The sequence below is a fragment of the Methylocystis sp. JAN1 genome, assembly GCF_052186135.1.
Taxonomy (GTDB): domain Bacteria; phylum Pseudomonadota; class Alphaproteobacteria; order Rhizobiales; family Beijerinckiaceae; genus Methylocystis.
Genome location: NZ_CP181499.1, coordinates 3,016,024 through 3,032,941, shown reverse-complemented (window position 1 = coordinate 3,032,941; position 16,918 = coordinate 3,016,024). Strand labels below are relative to the sequence as shown.

The following is a 16,918-nucleotide window of genomic DNA, read 5'->3' as shown; positions in this document are numbered from 1 at the left end:
TACAAAGACCGACTTACCCACCACCCCATTTGGGATACCCTTCTGTTCCGCAGAGGGGGCGGATGCTATGGAAGGCGACAAATTCGTCGCGGCGGTGGAAGCCATTTACGGCTCCGCCGCCGCCCCGTCGAACTGGCCGAACGCCTTGCAGGCAGTCGCCGACGTTTTGGGCGATGTGGGGGCCAATCTGATTTGGGTGCGCGACAACGGCAGCTTCGGGACGATCCTTTCGCCGGGCCTCGCGCCGATGGCCAAAGACTATGAGAAATGGCAGCACGCCGACATTCGCGCCCAGCACGCGGTCGAGAAAAGCATGGCGTCTCGGCTGGATGTCGTCACGGACCGGCATTTGGTGACGGAGCGGGAGATCGAGGAGCATCCGTTCTATACCCGGTTCCTTGTTCCCGCCGGCCTCGGCTGGCTCGCGGCGGCGAGGCTCTCGCCCGATCCCCTCATCGAGGTCTGGATCAGCATTCAGCGCGCCAAGGCGAAGGAGCCTTTTTCCGATCAGGAGCTTGAAACGCTCGGGCGTCTGGGTCGCCATGCGGAGCAGTCGCTTCGCCTGAGCATCCGGTTGTTCGACGCCGAGCTGTCCCGTCTTGGCCTGTCGGAAGCCTTGGCGCGCGTCGGCATCGGGGTGTTCGCGCTCGATTCGCTTCAGCGGGTCGTCTTTAGCAACCCGGCCGCGACCCACCTCCTTGGCGACGGCCTCGCGATCGTGAACGGCCGTCTCATTGCGGGCGCGTCGCGGGAACGTGCGGCGCTTAACGCCGCCATCGAAGGGATGATCCGCGTCGCGTCGGAAGATGTGAGCAAGGCGCCGAGGCCGCTTCTGATCCACCGTGAACAATCCGACCGGCCGCTGGCTCTTTATGTTCTGCCGATCGTGGGCGGCGACCTTGGCGGCGCCGAGGCGCAATTCCTCACCCGAACGCGCGGAATTGTTCTCGTCATCGATTCGGAGGCGGAAGCGCCCGCCGATCCGGCGCTTGTGCGAGACGTGCTGGGTTTGACGCTTGGCGAAGCGCGTTTGGCTGCGCTCGTCGCGACCGGACTTGCGCCGAAGTCGGCGGCCGAAAAGCTGGGCATCACGGAAAACACCGCGCGCGCCGTGCTCAAGAGCGTCTTCGCCAAGACCGGCGTCTCCCGGCAGAGCGAGCTTGCCGCGCTGTTGACAAAACTGGTTCTCCGTGAGGCGAGCAGGTCGGCCCTATTGGCGTCGGGCCCCTCGCCTTGCCCTAGGACTGCGTCATTGCGGTTCCTGGATTGCGTCGTCGCTAACGCTCCTTGCAATGGCGGCGGGCGCGAGCATCACGTTGAATGGAAGGATGATTTTTGTCTTGACCGCTCTCTGCCGCATTTGTTGCACGAGAGCGTTTCGAGACGGCGGGCGTTGAGAAGCGCGCGAACGCGGAGGCGATCGAGCGGCGCCCGCGGCGGGTTCTCAATCTGGACGCATGAGCGTCGGGCAGGCCGATCAGCCGCGGAGCGCCCTGACGCCGGCCACGAAACGCCCGACGCCTTCGACCGCCGTCGCGGGCTGCAAGGCGCCATAAGCGAGGCGCAGGCTGCATCCGCCCTCCAACCCGAAAGCGTCGCCGGGAATGACCGCGACCTTGTGTTCGCGGATGAGCCGGGTGACATAAGGAAGAGGCGCGAGCGGGGAGTTGACGCGCAAAAGGTAATAGAAGGCCCCTTCGGCTCGTGGGACTTCCGCGAGACCCTCCGCCTCCAGCGCCGACAATTCACGACGCACCATGGCGCGCGTCTCGGCGAGCGCCTGGATCTTTTCCCGCACGAAGCTCGGCCCGAGCGACATGGCGCCCGCCGCGGCGAATTGCGCGACGACGGTCGGACAGATGATCACGGTGTCCTGAATCTTTCGCAGCGCGGGTTCGAGCGTCGCCGGAAACGCCATCCATCCGATGCGCCAGCTCGCGAAGCCGTAGGCTTTCGACATGGAGTAGAGCGAGATCGTATGAGCCTCCGCTCCGGGAATGGAGGCGGGCGAGAAATGCTTCGCGCCGTCATAGGTGAAATATTCATAAGCCTCGTCGCTGACATGGAAGAGGCCGCGCCGCGCGCAGAGCGCATTGACGGCCCGCAGCGATTCTTCCGGGTAAACGACGCCGGAGGGGTTATTGGGCGAGATGGTGACGATCGCGCGGGTTCTCGGCGTGACGGCGGCGGCGATCGCGTCGAGGTCGAGCTGATAATTGCTGTCTGTGGGGACCAAAACGGGCCGGGCGCCGGCCATCGTGACGGCCATCTCATGATTGAAATAATAGGGGACCGGAAGGATCGCCTCGTCGCCCGGATCGAGAATCGCGAGCACGACGTTGAGGAAAGCCTGATTGCCGCCTGCCGTGACCATGACGCCGTTTCCATGCGCCGCGCCGACGCGCACGCCGTTCTCTCCGTCGAGCTTCTCCGCAATCGCCTCCAGCAGCGACGGTATGCCCGACGTGCCCTGATATTTGTGATTGTTCGGATCGGCGAGGAAGCGCCCGATCGCCTCCGCGACAATTGGCGGGGGCGCGTAATTCACGACGCCCTGGCCCAGCGAAATCACGCCCGGAGTGGAGCGGATGAGATCGGCGATGACGGGAATGATCGGCGTTTGGACGGCCGTGAGCCGGCTGGATTCGCGCATGTGCGGCGTAAGTTCTTTCGGATATGGTTTTGGCGAGGCGTCGGCGGCACATTAATATGCGCGCGCCCCGGGCGCATCTGCGATTTCGGCAGGGGCGAAGCTACTTCGCCTGCAGGTCGGGATCCGAACGTCGCCGCCAGAATTCCAGCATCAGCGTCGTCGTCGTGAGGGCGATGGGGCCGAGGATCAGGCCCGCGGCGCCGAAGAGCTGAAGCCCGCCCAGCATGGCGATGAAGGCCGGGGCCGTGTGCAGGCGCAGCGTCTCGCCGACGAGCAGCGGGCGCACCAGATTGTCGGCGGTCGAGATGACGACGCCGCCCCAGAGGCCGAGCGTGACGGCTTCCGCCCAGCGCTCCTCAATCGCGAGGAAAATCGTCGCCGGAATCCAGATCACGAAGGAGCCGAGCACAGGCACGATCGACACCACGCCCATGACGACGGCCCAGAAGATGGGCGAAGGGAAATTGAGCCACCAGAACATGAACCCGCCAAGCGCGCCCTGCAAAGCGGCGACGGTGAGCGTGCCGTAGATCATCGCATGGATCGTGTCGCGCGTGCGCACGATGAGCTTGCCCGTTTCGATGGCGGAAAAGGGCGAGAGGCGTATGATCGCGTCGAGACCCGTCCGACGGTCGCGCAGGAAGAAGAATAACATGTAAAAAGCGAGCAGGACGGTGATCGCCTGGCCGGTGGACTGCTTGAGAAGCGCGCCGCCGATATTGGTGACGAATTCGCCGATGCGTCCGGCGAGCGCGCGCACGTCCACTTGGGCGCCGATCCATTTCAGCCAGGGATGCGCATCGAGAAACGCCCGCCATTTCGTGTCGGCGATGCTGTTCTGGATATATTCGACGCCCGACAGCGCCTCGTTGATCAGGCGTTCCGAGACGAACAACAGCGGCCCCACGATGATGACCGCGATGAGAAAAACCGACACGCCCGCCGCCGCGTTGCGGCCAATGCGCTCTTCGAGCCAGCGGTGCGGGCCAATGAACACGACCGCCAGAACGAGCGCCCAGGTGAGGCTCGCGAGATAGGGCTCCACGATGAGCGCGGTGATGACGACGAAGATGAAGGTGAAACCGAGCCGCGCGAGAAGAAAGATGTCGATCGGCTGCGGCGGCGCGAAAAGTTCCCCCGCCGCCTCCTCGGACTTCTTGGGTTCCGTCATCCCCGCGCCCTCTCCGCCGCTCGCTCGGTAAATAGGCTGAAGCGAGTCTAAGATAGAGCGACCGGCAAAAAGCGCCTACGAGAGACCAGCGCGGCCCGGCGGGATCAGATTCCGCCTCCTTCGCCAGCGCCTCAGGAAGAAGATGCGGCCCAGTCGGGAAGACCGCGCGCTCAGCAGGGGCCCCTTTCGTTGTGGCGTTCAAAAACAAAAAGGCCGCCCGAAAAAGCCGGGCGGCCGCTTCTCGAATGCTTGGCCGATTACTCGCCCGTCGCGGCGCTGGCGGCGGCTTCCTTCTCGGCCTTTTCCTTGGCGTCGAGGTCTTCGCCGGTGTCCTGATCGACGGAGCGCATGGAGAGGCGGACCTTGCCGCGGTCGTCGAAGCCGAGCAGCTTCACCTTCACGCGGTCGCCTTCCTTCACGACGTCCGTCGTCTTCGCGACGCGCTGCTTGGAAAGCTGCGAGATGTGGACGAGGCCGTCCTTGGCGCCGAAGAAATTGACGAAGGCGCCGAAGTCGGCGGTCTTCACGACCGTGCCTTCATAGATCATGCCGACTTCCGGGTCGGAGGCGATGGACTTGATCCAGTTGATCGCCGCCTTGATCGAGTTGCCGTCGCTGGACGCGACCTTCACCGTGCCGTCATCCTCGATATTGATCTTGGCGCCGGTCTTCTCGACGATCTCGCGAATGACCTTGCCGCCCGAGCCGATCACGTCGCGGATCTTGTCGGTGGGGATCTTCATCGTCTCGATGCGCGGAGCGAATTCGCCGAGCTCGGCGCGCGACGACGTGATGGCCTTCGCCATTTCGCCGAGAATGTGCAAGCGGCCTTCCTTGGCCTGGCCAAGGGCGACGCGCATGATCTCTTCGGTGATGCCGGCGATCTTGATGTCCATTTGCAGCGAGGTCACGCCCGCCGCCGTGCCCGCGACCTTGAAATCCATGTCGCCGAGATGGTCCTCGTCGCCGAGAATGTCGGAGAGAACCGCGAAGCGCTCGCCTTCGAGGATGAGGCCCATGGCGATGCCCGCGGTCGGCGCCTTGATCGGCACGCCGGCGTCCATCAGAGCGAGCGACGTGCCGCAGACCGTCGCCATGGAGGAGGAGCCGTTCGACTCGGTGATCTCGGAGACGACGCGCAGCGTGTAGGGGAACTCAGCCGCCGCCGGCAGCATCGGACGGATGGCGCGCCAGGCGAGCTTGCCGTGGCCGATCTCGCGGCGGCCCGGCGAGCCCATGCGCCCCGTCTCGCCGACGGAGTAAGGCGGGAAGTTATAGTGGAGAAGGAAGCGCTCCTTATAGGTGCCCTCGAGCGAATCGACGAACTGCTCGTCCTCGCCCGTGCCGAGAGTCGCGACGACGAGCGCCTGCGTCTCGCCGCGCGTGAAGAGCGCGGAGCCGTGGGTGCGCGGCAGAACGCCGACTTCGGCGACGATCGGGCGCACGGTCTTCACGTCGCGGCCGTCGATGCGGACGCCCGTGTCGAGAATGTTCCAGCGGACGACCTTGGCCTGAAGCTCCTTGAAGACCTCGGCGACTTCTTCCTTGGTGAAGTTCGTCGTCTCGCCTTCCGGGAAGATCGCCGCGAAGACCTTCGCCTTCACCGCGTCGACGGCGGCGTAACGGTCTTGCTTGACGGTGATCTTGTAGGCCGCGCGCAGCTCGGCCTCGGCGATATTGGAGACGAGCGCCGCGACTTCGGAGTGGTCCGGAACCACGAGATCGCGTGGGTCCTTGGCGGCGCGCTCGGCGAGGCGGATGATGGCGTCGATCACGGGCTGGAAGCCGCGATGGCCGGTCATCACTGCTTCGAGCATGGTCTCTTCCGAAAGCTCCTTGGCTTCGGACTCGACCATCAGCACCGCGTCATGCGTGCCGGCGACGACGAGGTCGAGCTCGGAGAGCTTCATCTCCTCGATGGTCGGATTGAGCTTGAGCTGGCCATTGACATAGCCGACCCGCGCGCCGCCGACGGGGCCCATGAAGGGGACGCCCGAAAGCGTCAGGGCGGCGGAGGCGGCGACCATGGCGAGAATGTCGGGATCGTTTTCGAGGTCATGCGAAAGAACGGTGACGATGACCTGCGTGTCGCAACGGTAGCCGTCCGGGAAGAGCGGGCGGATCGGGCGGTCGATGAGGCGGGAGACGAGCGTCTCGCGCTCGGAGGGACGACCCTCGCGCTTGAAATAGCCGCCCGGAATGCGGCCGGCGGCGAAGGCCTTTTCCTGATAGTTGACGGTGAGCGGGAAGAAGTCCTGGCCCGGCTTCGGGGCCTTGGCGGACACGACGGTCGCGAGCACGGTGGTCTCGCCCCAGCTCGCCATCACGGCGCCGTCGGCCTGACGGGCGACCTTGCCGGTCTCGAGGACGAGCTTCCTGCCGGCCCAGTCGAGTTCTTCGCGGTGTATTTGGAACATACCTTGTCTTTCTCTGATGAACCGGCGGTTCGTCATGAGCAAGACGGCGAGAGGCTGCGGGCGACGATCATACTCTGCAACCACGCAGCATCCGGCGATCCTGCCATGACGGTTATGCGCCGGCGTTTGGCGCGGCGGCCCCATGCCGCCGACCAGTTGGACCGCGAGCCTGAAGGCTCGCGGTCCGAAAAGCGAAAGCGGCGCTTGCGTCGCGCCGCCTTCGAAACGCGTGTTTAGCGGCGAATGCCGAGCCGCTCGATCAGGGTCTTGTAGCGGGCTTCGTCCCGCTTCTTTACGTAATCGAGGAGCTGGCGGCGCTGCGAAACGAGCTTCAGCAGGCCACGACGAGAGTGGTTGTCCTTCACATGCGTCTTGAAGTGCTCGGTGAGGTTGACGATGCGCTCCGTGAGGATCGCAACCTGAACCTCGGGCGAACCCGTGTCGTCCGCCTTGGTGGCGTAATCCTTGATGAGCGCCTGCTTGCGCTCGGCCGTGATCGACATCCGTCTTTTCCTTTGTGTTGGGAGTTCTCCGCAAGGAGCGGCCAAGGCCGGGATGTCGTCCAGCGAGGTCGCACAAAGCGGCGCCGCCCGGCGGGGCCGGGCGTGCGGGGGCCTTATAGCAGAAATCGCGGGGAAGGATAGGGGGCCGCGCCCGTCAGGCAGGGGAATCGCATTTGACGAAATGAGGTAGCGCGGGGCGTTGGAATGGATTCTGTCATTGGTTCTGATTCGCGAGGAGCCGATGAGCCTGTTGATCACGATCTTGCGGGATGTTCCCGATCCGCGGAGCGGCAACGCCACCCGTCACGAGTTGCTGGATATTCTGATGATTGCGCTGACGGCGTCGATCTGCGGCTGCGAGGGCTGCGTCGAATTTGCCGACTTCGCGGAGGACCGGGAGGAGCTGTTCCGGGAGTTCCTGAGCCTTGAGAACGGCTTGCCGAGCCACGACACGTTCTCGCGACTGTTCCGGCAGATCGATCCGGAGGCGCTGGCAGCCTGTTTCGGGCGCTTTCTGGAGGCGCTGGGAGAGGATGGCGCCGGCGTCGTCGCCATCGACGGCAAGACGCTGCGCCGCTCCTTCGACAAGGCCAAAGGCGCCTCGGCGCTGCATGTGGTGACGGCCTTCGCCGCCGACGCCAAGCTGGTCATCGGCCAGAAGGCGGTGACGGACGGCGGCAACGAGATCACCGCGGCGCGGGCGCTGATCGACCTGCTCGACCTGACCGGCGCGCTGGTGACCGCCGACGCCATCCACTGCAACGCCCCGACGGCGCAGAAAGTGCTCGATCGCGGCGGCGACTGGCTGTTCGCGCTCAAGGCCAATCGCCCGGCGACGCTCGAGGATGTCGAGACGTTTTTCGCCGACCCTGCGTCCGTCGTCGCCGAGACCTTCGAGACGACGGACGCCGATCATGGCCGGGTGGAAACGCGCCGCCACGCGGTCGTTCACGATGTCGGCTGGCTGTTTCCAAAGGGCGACAAGGATCGCCCGGCGATGCCGGGGCTTTCGACCATCGGGCGGATCGATGCAAGGGTCGAGCGCGAGGGCAGGACCACGCGATCTTGCCGCTATTACCTGTCTTCCGCGAAGCTGTCCGCCGAAGCTTTCGCCAGGGCGGTCCGCGCCCACTGGAGCATCGAGAACGGCGTGCACTGGGTGCTGGACGTGACCTTCGACGAGGACAGGGCCCGTAACCGCAAGGACAACGGGGCGGAAAATCTCGCGACCATCCGCAAGCTCGCCCTCAATGTCCTCAAACGCTCACGGCCCGAAATCTCCATCCGCCGGAAGCGAAAACGCTCGGGATGGTCCGACGCCTTCGCCAGATCCGTCCTCGGTCAAATGCGATAGCCCTGGCCCGTCAGGCCGTTCGAGCCGCTTCAGGCGCGCTCGCCGAACGGCGCACTTATCAGAACGCCCGCCTGTGAGCCAGCGCATTTGGCGTTCCGGGGCGATCGCGCCAATCTTGGCCCGAGGAGAAGATTCATGAGACGCCTATTGTTCCGCTTATTTTTTTGCCTGGCCGCTTCAGGGGCTTATGCGCAGGATATCACGTCGGCCTACACCCAGATCGACGTGCGCAAGGAGTGCAAGCATCGCGAAGGCCGCGTCGAGGAGGATTATGGCGACTGGCGCTGCAGGGGCTATGCAGGCGTGCCAATGTGGTTCGGCGCCGGCGATCAGCGCATGTATGTGAGCTTTGGGAAAAAGGCGGCCGACGAGCCGGCGGCGGGCGAGACGCTCGGGCCGTTCAACGACTTCTACAAGGGAACGATCGAATGGCGGCTTGCCGACGGCAAGCCCTTCGCCACGATCATGCGCTGGAGCTACAAGACGCCCGCCGAGATCGACAGGAACACGGCGAACGGCCGGATGCTGGTCGTCACACGTCTGCCGCCCGGCGCGGTTTGCCATGTCGGCTATGTCGACGCGCGCGCCAATCCGGACGCCAACGAACTCGCCCGCGAAATCGCGGACAAACATGCGCGCGGTTTCGTTTGCGGCAAGGACAGGCCGGTCACGCTGGGCAAGACCACGCCCGAGGGTCGTTGATCAGGCGCCCTTGTCGGGCGCGACGATCTCGCCGTCGCCATGGACAAGGCGGCGCACGAAGGCGTCCGCCTCGGGCTTTTCGCGGCGCGAGGCGAGACCGGAGAGGAGGCCGGCCGCCATGGCGAGCGTCGCGCCGGCGAGCGCGGAGAGGGCGTAGGCCTCGATCTTGCGGGCCGGCCCCGCGATAATGAGCGCGGTCGCGAGCCCGACCGCGCCGGCGGCGAGCGCGGCCAGCGCCTCCCGGTCGCCGGCGCGGTTCCAGAAGACGAGCGCCAGCGCCGGCGCCACGCAGGCGGCGGAGATGGCGAGCGCGAGGCCGATGAGCCCGCCTGGCGTCACGATTTGCGTGACGCTTGCGGCATAGCTCGCGGTCGCGAGAGCGACGAGGGCGAAGCGCGTAATGGCGAGGCGCCGGCTCGTCAGGTCGACCTCGCCCCGGAGGCGGTAAAGGGCGTCGTGCCCGACCGCGGCGCCGCAGGCCTGCAGGCCCATGGCGGCGAGGGCGAGGCCGAAGGCGACGATGGCCGAGGCGAGAAGGCCGGACGCCGCCGCGCCGAGATCGGTCGCGCCTGGGAGGGCGCCGAGAAGATAGTCGCCATCCACGGGACGCACGTCTACCGGGCGCAGCGGCGTTCCGGGCGCGATTTTCTGGGCGGCGCAGGCGCGCTGGGCTTGCGATGGCGTGCGGGCCCTGGCGTCGCAGATCTGGACGAGGCCGCGTCCGCTCGCGGCGTAGACGGGCTCCGGCAGCCGCTCGGCCGTCTGGCCAGCGACGGAGCCGGCGAGGCTCAACGCCGAGGCTGCGACGGCGGCCGCGATCAGCAGGGCGAAGATGAGGCTCCAGCCCAACGCAGCCACGCCCGACACGCGCGCGCCGTCGGCGCTTTCCGTCGTCACGGCGGGGGCCAGAACCGGCGCGAGCGCGCCGACGCCCATGGCCATCGCGAGCGTGGCCCCGAGCTCGACCGCCAGTCCCATGGGGGGCGGCATGAGGCGCCAATCGGCAAGGAGCGCCGCGGCCTCCGACCAGCCCGGCCCGCCGAGCAGGCCCACGGGCAATTCGCCTTGAAAGCCCAGCGCGGCGATGGGCCAGCCGAAACCAAGCAGCGCCACCCCCCCGGCGGCCGCCGCAGCCCAGACGGCGCCGCCGAGCCCGCCGGGACCCGCTATGACGATCCCCGCCGCCGCCACGGCGAAAGCCGCGAAGACTCGGCCTGCGCCGGTGAGGTCGACCAGCGCGTCGACGGCGATCTGCCCGCCGGCGATGGCGAGGAGGGCCGACGACAGACCCACGGCGGCGATGAGGCCGAAGCGCGGCGCCGCGCCCGGAAAGCGCACGGCCAGCAGGCCCGAAAGCGAGAAGGCGCCCGTCTTGCGCAAGAGCGGCGCAAGAAAGAGGGCCGCGCCCGCAAGGCCGAGAAAGGCGCCGAAGACGATCCCCATCCCCCAGGAACGCCCCGCGAGGCGCGTCGCGAAAGGCAGCAGCAGCGCGACCGCGACGGCCGCGTTGGCGAAGCCCGAATAGGCCGCCGGCACGGCCCGGGCGCCGGCATAATAAAAGGAGACCCGCATGGAATGCAGGAGGAAGCCGATTACGGCGAGCGCGAGCAGCGTGAACCAGGGCGGCGCCGCCGCCACGAAGCGCTCCGGCGCGCCCACGCGGTCGAGCAGCGCCGTGAAGCCATAGGCGAGAAGGAAGCTGGCGGTGACGAAGGCGATGCGCGAATCGAGAATGGCGCGATCATACAGAAATGCTTCGCCGGAACGTTCTCGCATGTCGGGACTCTCGCGGAAAGGGTGCGCGAGAGATTAACGGAGGGCGAACCGCCGCGACAAGGATCTCGGGGCGATCGGGGGAAGGTTTCCTCATCCCGAGGAGCGGCCGGAGGCGACGTCTCGAAGGAAGCGGTCCATCGACAAACGGGTGGCGGATAGTTCATAAGGCCGCATGCCGTCCTTCCTTGCCCTTACGCGCCCCCGAGGCGCCGCATGAGCGCGCCCGGAGCCAAAGGCGCGGGCGTGACCACGACCGCCGTCACCGAGGATGAGGCGGGGATGCGCGTCGACCGCTGGTTCAAGCGGCGCTATCCGACGCTCGCGCTCTCCCATCTCGCCAAGATCTGCCGAAAGGGCGAGGTGCGCGTGGACGGCAAGCGCGTCGAGACGTCGACGCGGCTTGAGGAGGGCCAGAAGGTCCGCGTCCCGCCTCTCAGGATCGAGGTGCCCGCAGCCCCCGCCGTCAAGCGCGCCAGCCCCGAGGACGCCGAGGCGATCCGGGCCATGACCCTCTTCGAGGACAAGGACCTGATGGTCCTCAACAAGCCTTACGGCCTCGCGACGCAAGGCGGCTCCGGCCAGAAGCGTCATATTGACGGCATGCTGGAGGCGCTGGCCAAGGGCGATTCGCGGCCCGTGCTGGTGCACCGGCTCGATCGCGATACGTCCGGCGTGCTGCTCATCGCCAAGTCCCGCCGCATGGCGGCGGACCTGGGAGAGATTTTCCGCTCCCGGCAGGCCAAGAAAATCTACTGGGCGCTGGTCGAGGGCGTGCCGAAGCCCTCTCAAGGGCGGATTTCGCTCTATCTCGCCAAGGGCGCCGGCATGGAAAAGGCGCGCGGGGCGGGGCGAGACCTGGAGAAAATGCGAATCGCCACGCATGGCGACGCCGACGCCCGGCATTCGCTCACCTATTACGCCATCGTCGACAAGGTGGCGCCGAAATGCGCCTGGCTCTCCATGAAGCCGCTGACCGGCCGCACCCATCAGCTCCGCGCCCATGCCGAGGCGATCGGCCATCCGATCTTCGGCGATCCGAAATATGGGCGCCGGCCCGAGGACGAGGTGCGCCGCCGCGATCCGCTGCGCGCCCTGCCGGAGGGGCTTGAGCGCAAGCTGCATCTGTTGGCGCGCCGCCTCGTGCTGCCGCATCCCAGGGGCGGCGTGCTGGACGTCGCCGCCCCGTTGCCGGAGCATATGCGGAAGAGCTGGGAGACGTTCGGGTTTGACGTGAAGCAATATGACCCGATCGAGGACGCGCCGGACGCCTAATCGTCAGGCGCCGACCTTTTCTCCGTCATGGCCGGGCTTATCCCGGCCCTTCACGCCGGGACTTTCGGAACGGATTGGTGAAATCGCCGACGCCTCATCGCTTGGACGCCCTCGACGAGCGCGGGCATGACGGGGCAGGGAGTGACAGAATGCCCAACGAACCCACCGGCTTCGACGCCGATTTCTTTGTCCCCGAGAGCGAGCGCGACCCCGTCAAGGCCGCGCGCGACCCGGCGCGCCCGCTGCCCAAGCGCTTCTATAAGCAGGCGACGGTCGGCGAAGCCGAGGGCGGCTTCTCGATTCTTCTCGACGGCCGTCCGGTCAACACCCCCGCTAAGCGCCGGGTCGTCGTTCCCTCGCGAGAGCTCGCCGAGGCGCTCGCTGCGGAATGGGCGGCGCAGGGCGAGAAAATCGACCCCGCAGCCATGCCTTTGACAAAGCTGGTCAATACCACGATCGACGGCGTCGCCCAGCAAATGGAGGCGGTCGAGGCGGAGCTCGTGAAATATGCCGGCTCCGACATGATCTGCTATCGGGCGGGGGAGCCCGAAAGCCTTGCTGCGGCGCAAAGGGCCGCCTGGGACCCGCTCCTCGCCTTCGCGCGCGACAGGCTCGGCGCGAGGCTGACGCTCGCGGAGGGGGTGGCGTTCGCCGCCCAGCCCGCGGCGACGATTGAGGCGCTCTCCGCCGCCATTCGCGCCGATGTGGGGGAGGGGCCCGGCGCGGCGCTGCGGCTCGCCGCGCTTCACGTCATGACGACGCTCACCGGCTCGCTGATTCTCGCTCTCGCCAAGTCCTTGAACGAAATTGACCTTGCGGCTGCCTGGGCGGCAGCCCATATCGACGAGGACTTTCAGATGCGGGCCTGGGGCGAAGACGCGGAGGCGCTGGCCCGGCGGGAGGCGCGATTCAAGGAAATGGCGGCGGCCGCCTTTGTCTCCGACTGCGTGGCGACCACTCGGCAAGGCGCCTGATAATTCGCCATTTTCCCGACGAATCCGCTCATAACGTCAGACCGACCGCGCTTGTCTCTTGCTTTGCACAAGGGGCTTTGTTACGGAACCCGCGGCCTGGAGCTTTTCCAACTTTGTGAGCTCCCGCGAAAGCGGCCTTCGCCCCGCCGCAACGTCGGACCGACCGGACACGACCCAATGCCGATGCTGCTCGAACAATATATGCCGCTGGCGATCTTCATGGCGCTCTCCGCCGTCATCGCCGGCGCGCTGCTCGTCGCGCCCTTCCTCCTCGCTTTCAAGGCGCCGGATCCCGAGAAGCTCTCCGCTTATGAGTGCGGTTTCAATCCGTTCAACGATTCGCGCATGAAATTCGACGTGCGCTTCTATCTCGTGTCGTTGCTCTTCATCGTGTTCGACCTGGAAGTGGCCTTTCTCTTCCCCTGGGCCGTCGCCTTCAAGGAGGCGGGCGCCTTCGGCTTCTGGTCGATGATGGCGTTCCTCGGCGTGCTGACGGTCGGATTTGTCTATGAATGGCGCAAGGGCGCGCTGGAGTGGGACTGATGACGACGCTGATCGCTCCCGAACCCAAGGGCCTGATCGATCCCCGCACCGGCAAGCCGGTCGGCTCGGACGACCCCTTCTTCCTTCAGATCAACGAAGAGCTCGCCGACAAGGGCTTCTTCGTCACCGCGACCGACGACGTCATCAACTGGGCGCGCACCGGCTCGCTCATGTGGATGACTTTCGGCCTCGCCTGCTGCGCCGTCGAGATGATCCAGGCGGCCATGCCGCGCTACGATCTCGAGCGGTTCGGCTTCGCGCCGCGCGCGAGCCCACGCCAGTCGGACTGCATCATCATCGCCGGCACGCTGACCAACAAGATGGCGCCGGCGCTGCGCAAGGTCTATGACCAGATGCCGGAGCCCCGCTACGTCATCTCCATGGGCTCCTGCGCCAATGGCGGCGGCTACTACCATTATTCCTATTCGGTGGTGCGCGGCTGCGACCGCATCATCCCGGTCGACGTATATGTGCCGGGCTGCCCGCCTTCGGCCGAGGCGCTCGTCTACGGCATGCTGCTGCTGCAGAAGAAAATCCGCCGCACCGGCACGATCGAGCGGTAAGTCATTCCCCCTCCCCGCAAGCGGGGAGAGGGGCGCGACGATGCGCGTGTTTAAAGGGAAGTCAGAAATGACTGCTGAACTCGAAACTCTCGGCGCGCGGATCAGCGGCGCTCTTCCCGGCGCGGTGACGGATGTGAAGGTCGCCTATGGCGAGCTCACGCTCACCGTCGCGCGCGACCGCTGGATCGAGACGGCGGCCCATCTTCGCGACGACCCGGAATGTCTCTTCGTCAATATTGTCGACGTGACGGCGGCGGACTATCCCGAGCGCGAGGATCGCTTCGAGGTGGTCGCGCATCTTCAGTCGCCCAAGCACAATCGCCGCATCCGCATCAAGACGCCGGCGGCCGAAGACGCGCCCGTGGATTCCCTCGTTCCGCTGTTTCCCGGCGCCGACTGGTACGAGCGCGAGACATACGATCTGTTCGGCGTGATTTTCGCCGGCCATCCGGACCTTCGCCGCATCATGACCGACTACGGCTTTGACGGCCACCCGCTGCGCAAAGACTTTCCTATGACGGGTTTTGTCGAGGTCCGCTACGATGACGAGCGCAAGCGCGTCGTCTATGAGCCGGTCCGCCTCCAGCAGGAATACCGCAATTTCGATTTCCTCTCGCCGTGGGAGGGTGTGCAATACGACCTCCCGGGCGACGAGAAGGCGAAGGGGCAGTCGTAACTCGGCAGTCGGCGGTCGGAAAAGGCGGTCGACGTGGATCCTCGGCCAAAAGAGGAAAGCATCAGATCGTATCGCGATCTGCGCGTGTGGAAAGAAGCAATGGATCTCGCGGTGGAGTGCTACGCTTTGACCAAAGGCTTTCCCAGGGAGGAAATGTTTGGCCTGACGTCGCAGATCAGGCGCGCGGCTTCTTCTATCGCCGCAAACGTTGCGGAAGGGCATGGCCGCGATAGCGCTGGCCATTACGTGAACTTTCTTCGTACCGCTCAAGGCTCCTTGAAGGAGTTGGAAACGCATGTGCTGCTCTCGAACGGGACTGGGTTGATCGCCGATGCGCGCGCCGACGCCATCCTCGTGAAATCAGAAGGCGTCGGGAAAATGTTGCGTGGCTTGATCCGATCGATCCAGCGGTCTCCAAATCCGACTGCCGAAGCCCGACTGCCGACTGCCGACGCGGCGCAAGGACGCGAATAATGACAGACACGACTGTTGCCTCCACGAAGCCCGATCAGGGCCTGCGCAACTTCAACATCAATTTCGGCCCGCAGCATCCGGCCGCGCACGGCGTTCTGCGCCTGATCCTCGAACTGGACGGCGAAGTCGTCGAGCGCGTCGATCCGCATGTCGGCTTCCTTCATCGCGGCACCGAGAAGCTGATGGAGGCGCGCACTTTTCTGCAGAACGTGCCGTATTTCGATCGGCTCGATTACTGCGCGCCGATGAATCAGGAACACGCTTTCTGCCTTGCCATCGAGCGGCTTCTCGACATCGAAGCGCCGCGCCGCGCCCAGCTTATTCGCGTGCTGTACGCCGAGATCGGCCGTCTGCTTTCTCATCTGCTGAACGTCACTTCGCAGGCGATGGACGTCGGCGCGCTCACCCCGCCGCTATGGGGTTATGAAGAGCGCGAAAAGCTCATGGTGTTCTACGAGCGCGCTTGCGGCGCGCGCATGCACGCCAACTATTTCCGTCCCGGCGGCGTTGGTCGCGACCTGCCGGACCAGCTCGTCGAGGACATCGGCGCCTTCTGCGATCCCTTCCTCAAGGTCTGCGACGATCTCGAAGGCCTCTTCATCGAGAACCGCATCTTCAAGCAGCGCAACGTCGACATCGGCGTCATTTCGCTGGAAGAGGCCTGGAAGTGGGGCTTCTCCGGCGTGATGGTGCGCGGCTCGGGCGCGGCCTGGGACCTGCGCAAAGCGCAGCCCTATGAGTGCTACGAGGAGATGGAGTTCGACATTCCCGTCGGCAAGAACGGCGACTGCTACGACCGCGCGGTCATCCGCATGGAGGAGATGCGCCAGTCGACCTACATCATGCAGCAATGCGTCGAGAAGCTGCTGCGCGCCGACGGCCGGGGCCCGGTGCTGACGCCGAACCACAAGATCACGCAGCCCTCGCGCGGCGAGATGAAGCGCTCGATGGAAGCGCTCATCCAGCACTTCAAGCTCTTCACTGAGGGATTCCACGTGCCGGCCGGCGAAGTCTATGCGGCGGTCGAGGCGCCCAAGGGCGAATTCGGCGTTTATCTGGTCTCCGACGGCGGCGACAAGCCGTATCGCTGCAAGATCCGCGCGCCGGGCTTCGCGCATCTGTCGTCCATGGATTTCATGTGCAAGGGCCACATGCTCGCCGACGTCTCGGCGATCCTGGGCTCGCTCGATATCGTCTTCGGGGAGGTCGATCGCTAATGTCCGTCCGTCGTCTCGCCGAGCAACAGCCCGAGAGCTTCGAGTTCACGCAGGAAAACATGGCGTGGCTCGAAAAGCAGATCGCAAAATATCCCGACGGCCGCCAGGCCTCGGCGGTCGTGCCCGCCCTGTGGCAGGCGCAGAAGCAGAATGATTACTGGCTTCCGCAGGCCGCGATCGAGAAGGTCGCGGAATTGCTCGGCATGCCGAAGATCCGCGTCCTCGAGGTCGCGACCTTCTACACCATGTTCAATCTGGAGCCGGTCGGTAAGTATTACATCCAGCTCTGCGGCACGACGCCCTGCATGCTGTGCGGCTCGGACGATCTGATCAAGGTGCTGGAGCGCAAGGTCGGCCCGCAGCGCAAGGTGACGGCCGACGGCCTCTTTTCCTGGCTCGAGGTCGAGTGCCTCGGCGCCTGCTGCAACGCGCCGATGGTTCAGATCAACGACGATTATTACGAGGACCTCACGGCCGAGAATTTCGAGAAGCTTCTCGACGATCTCGCCGCCGGCCGTCCGGTGAAGACCGGTTCGCAGAAGGGCCGCGAATCCTCCGAGCCCGAGGGAGCGCTCACCAGCCTCACCTCGCTCTACGGCAAGAAATAAGCGGAGGGAAAGAAA

The 16,918-nt window shown here is 65.7% G+C and carries 16 protein-coding genes; 10 read left to right on the top strand and 6 right to left on the bottom strand.

Translation table 11 applies throughout. The features are described from left to right. Nucleotides 1-13 precede the first annotated feature (13 nt). The 5 genes from ACNHKD_RS14545 to rpsO all read right to left on the bottom strand — a co-directional run bounded on the left by ACNHKD_RS14545 (nt 14) and on the right by rpsO (nt 6,744). Nucleotides 14-919, bottom strand: a complete 906-nt coding sequence (locus ACNHKD_RS14545; RefSeq protein ID WP_442754195.1) for a hypothetical protein — start codon at nt 917-919, stop codon at nt 14-16. A 558-nt stretch (nt 920-1,477) separates the two neighbouring features. Next, the gene (locus tag ACNHKD_RS14540; protein WP_442754194.1) at nt 1,478-2,653 is read right to left on the bottom strand and encodes a pyridoxal phosphate-dependent aminotransferase; all 1,176 of its coding nucleotides are present in this window, start codon (nt 2,651-2,653) and stop codon (nt 1,478-1,480) included. Nucleotides 2,654-2,753: 100 nt separating this feature from the next. Continuing rightward, nucleotides 2,754-3,824, bottom strand: coding sequence for an AI-2E family transporter (locus ACNHKD_RS14535; protein WP_442754193.1), 1,071 nt, complete (start codon nt 3,822-3,824; stop codon nt 2,754-2,756). Nucleotides 3,825-4,081: 257 nt separating this feature from the next. Continuing rightward, the gene (pnp, locus tag ACNHKD_RS14530) at nt 4,082-6,241 is read right to left on the bottom strand and encodes a polyribonucleotide nucleotidyltransferase (protein WP_442754192.1); all 2,160 of its coding nucleotides are present in this window, start codon (nt 6,239-6,241) and stop codon (nt 4,082-4,084) included. A 233-nt stretch (nt 6,242-6,474) separates the two neighbouring features. Continuing rightward, on the bottom strand, nt 6,475-6,744 hold the full coding sequence (gene rpsO, locus ACNHKD_RS14525; protein WP_442754191.1) for a 30S ribosomal protein S15: 270 nt from the start codon (nt 6,742-6,744) through the stop codon (nt 6,475-6,477). Nucleotides 6,745-6,985: 241 nt separating this feature from the next. On the opposite strand from rpsO, the gene ACNHKD_RS14520 reads away from it, so the two are divergent. Then, nucleotides 6,986-8,098 carry an ISAs1 family transposase gene (locus ACNHKD_RS14520; protein WP_442756808.1) on the top strand — a complete coding sequence of 371 codons (1,113 nt, stop codon included), beginning with the start codon at nt 6,986-6,988 and terminating at the stop codon, nt 8,096-8,098. A gap of 135 nt (nt 8,099-8,233) precedes the next feature. Beyond that, the gene (locus ACNHKD_RS14515) at nt 8,234-8,800 is read left to right on the top strand and encodes a hypothetical protein (RefSeq protein ID WP_442754190.1); all 567 of its coding nucleotides are present in this window, start codon (nt 8,234-8,236) and stop codon (nt 8,798-8,800) included. On the opposite strand, the gene ACNHKD_RS14510 is transcribed toward ACNHKD_RS14515, so the two are convergent. After that, nucleotides 8,801-10,576 (bottom strand): sodium:solute symporter, encoded by a 1,776-nt coding sequence (locus tag ACNHKD_RS14510; protein WP_442754189.1) that lies wholly within the window; start codon nt 10,574-10,576, stop codon nt 8,801-8,803. Nucleotides 10,577-10,789: 213 nt separating this feature from the next. Between ACNHKD_RS14510 and ACNHKD_RS14505 the strand changes: the two genes are divergently transcribed. The 8 genes from ACNHKD_RS14505 (at nt 10,790) to nuoE (ending at nt 16,903) form a co-directional block, all read left to right on the top strand. Beyond that, entirely contained in the window at nt 10,790-11,848 is a 1,059-nt protein-coding gene (locus ACNHKD_RS14505) for an RluA family pseudouridine synthase (protein ID WP_442754188.1), read from the top strand. 149 nt (nt 11,849-11,997) lie between these two features. Further along, nucleotides 11,998-12,822 carry an ATP12 family chaperone protein gene (locus tag ACNHKD_RS14500; RefSeq protein WP_442754187.1) on the top strand — a complete coding sequence of 275 codons (825 nt, stop codon included), beginning with the start codon at nt 11,998-12,000 and terminating at the stop codon, nt 12,820-12,822. A gap of 177 nt (nt 12,823-12,999) precedes the next feature. Beyond that, nucleotides 13,000-13,365, top strand: coding sequence for an NADH-quinone oxidoreductase subunit A (locus tag ACNHKD_RS14495; protein ID WP_442754186.1), 366 nt, complete (start codon nt 13,000-13,002; stop codon nt 13,363-13,365). After that, nucleotides 13,365-13,928 carry a NuoB/complex I 20 kDa subunit family protein gene (locus tag ACNHKD_RS14490; protein ID WP_016918447.1) on the top strand — a complete coding sequence of 188 codons (564 nt, stop codon included), beginning with the start codon at nt 13,365-13,367 and terminating at the stop codon, nt 13,926-13,928. Before ACNHKD_RS14495 ends, ACNHKD_RS14490 begins: the two co-directional genes overlap by 1 nt. 67 nt (nt 13,929-13,995) lie before the next feature. Continuing rightward, nucleotides 13,996-14,604: an NADH-quinone oxidoreductase subunit C gene (locus ACNHKD_RS14485; RefSeq protein ID WP_442754185.1), complete on the top strand. Its 609-nt coding sequence runs from the start codon at nt 13,996-13,998 to the stop codon at nt 14,602-14,604. A gap of 99 nt (nt 14,605-14,703) precedes the next feature. Further along, complete coding sequence (locus ACNHKD_RS14480) at nt 14,704-15,078, top strand: four helix bundle protein (RefSeq protein ID WP_442754184.1); 375 nt, start codon at nt 14,704-14,706, stop codon at nt 15,076-15,078. After that, nucleotides 15,078-16,295 carry an NADH-quinone oxidoreductase subunit D gene (locus tag ACNHKD_RS14475; protein ID WP_442754183.1) on the top strand — a complete coding sequence of 406 codons (1,218 nt, stop codon included), beginning with the start codon at nt 15,078-15,080 and terminating at the stop codon, nt 16,293-16,295. The genes ACNHKD_RS14480 and ACNHKD_RS14475 overlap by 1 nt, the downstream gene beginning before the upstream one ends. Next, nucleotides 16,295-16,903 carry an NADH-quinone oxidoreductase subunit NuoE gene (nuoE, locus tag ACNHKD_RS14470; RefSeq protein WP_442754182.1) on the top strand — a complete coding sequence of 203 codons (609 nt, stop codon included), beginning with the start codon at nt 16,295-16,297 and terminating at the stop codon, nt 16,901-16,903. Before ACNHKD_RS14475 ends, nuoE begins: the two co-directional genes overlap by 1 nt. Nucleotides 16,904-16,918 lie beyond the last annotated feature (15 nt).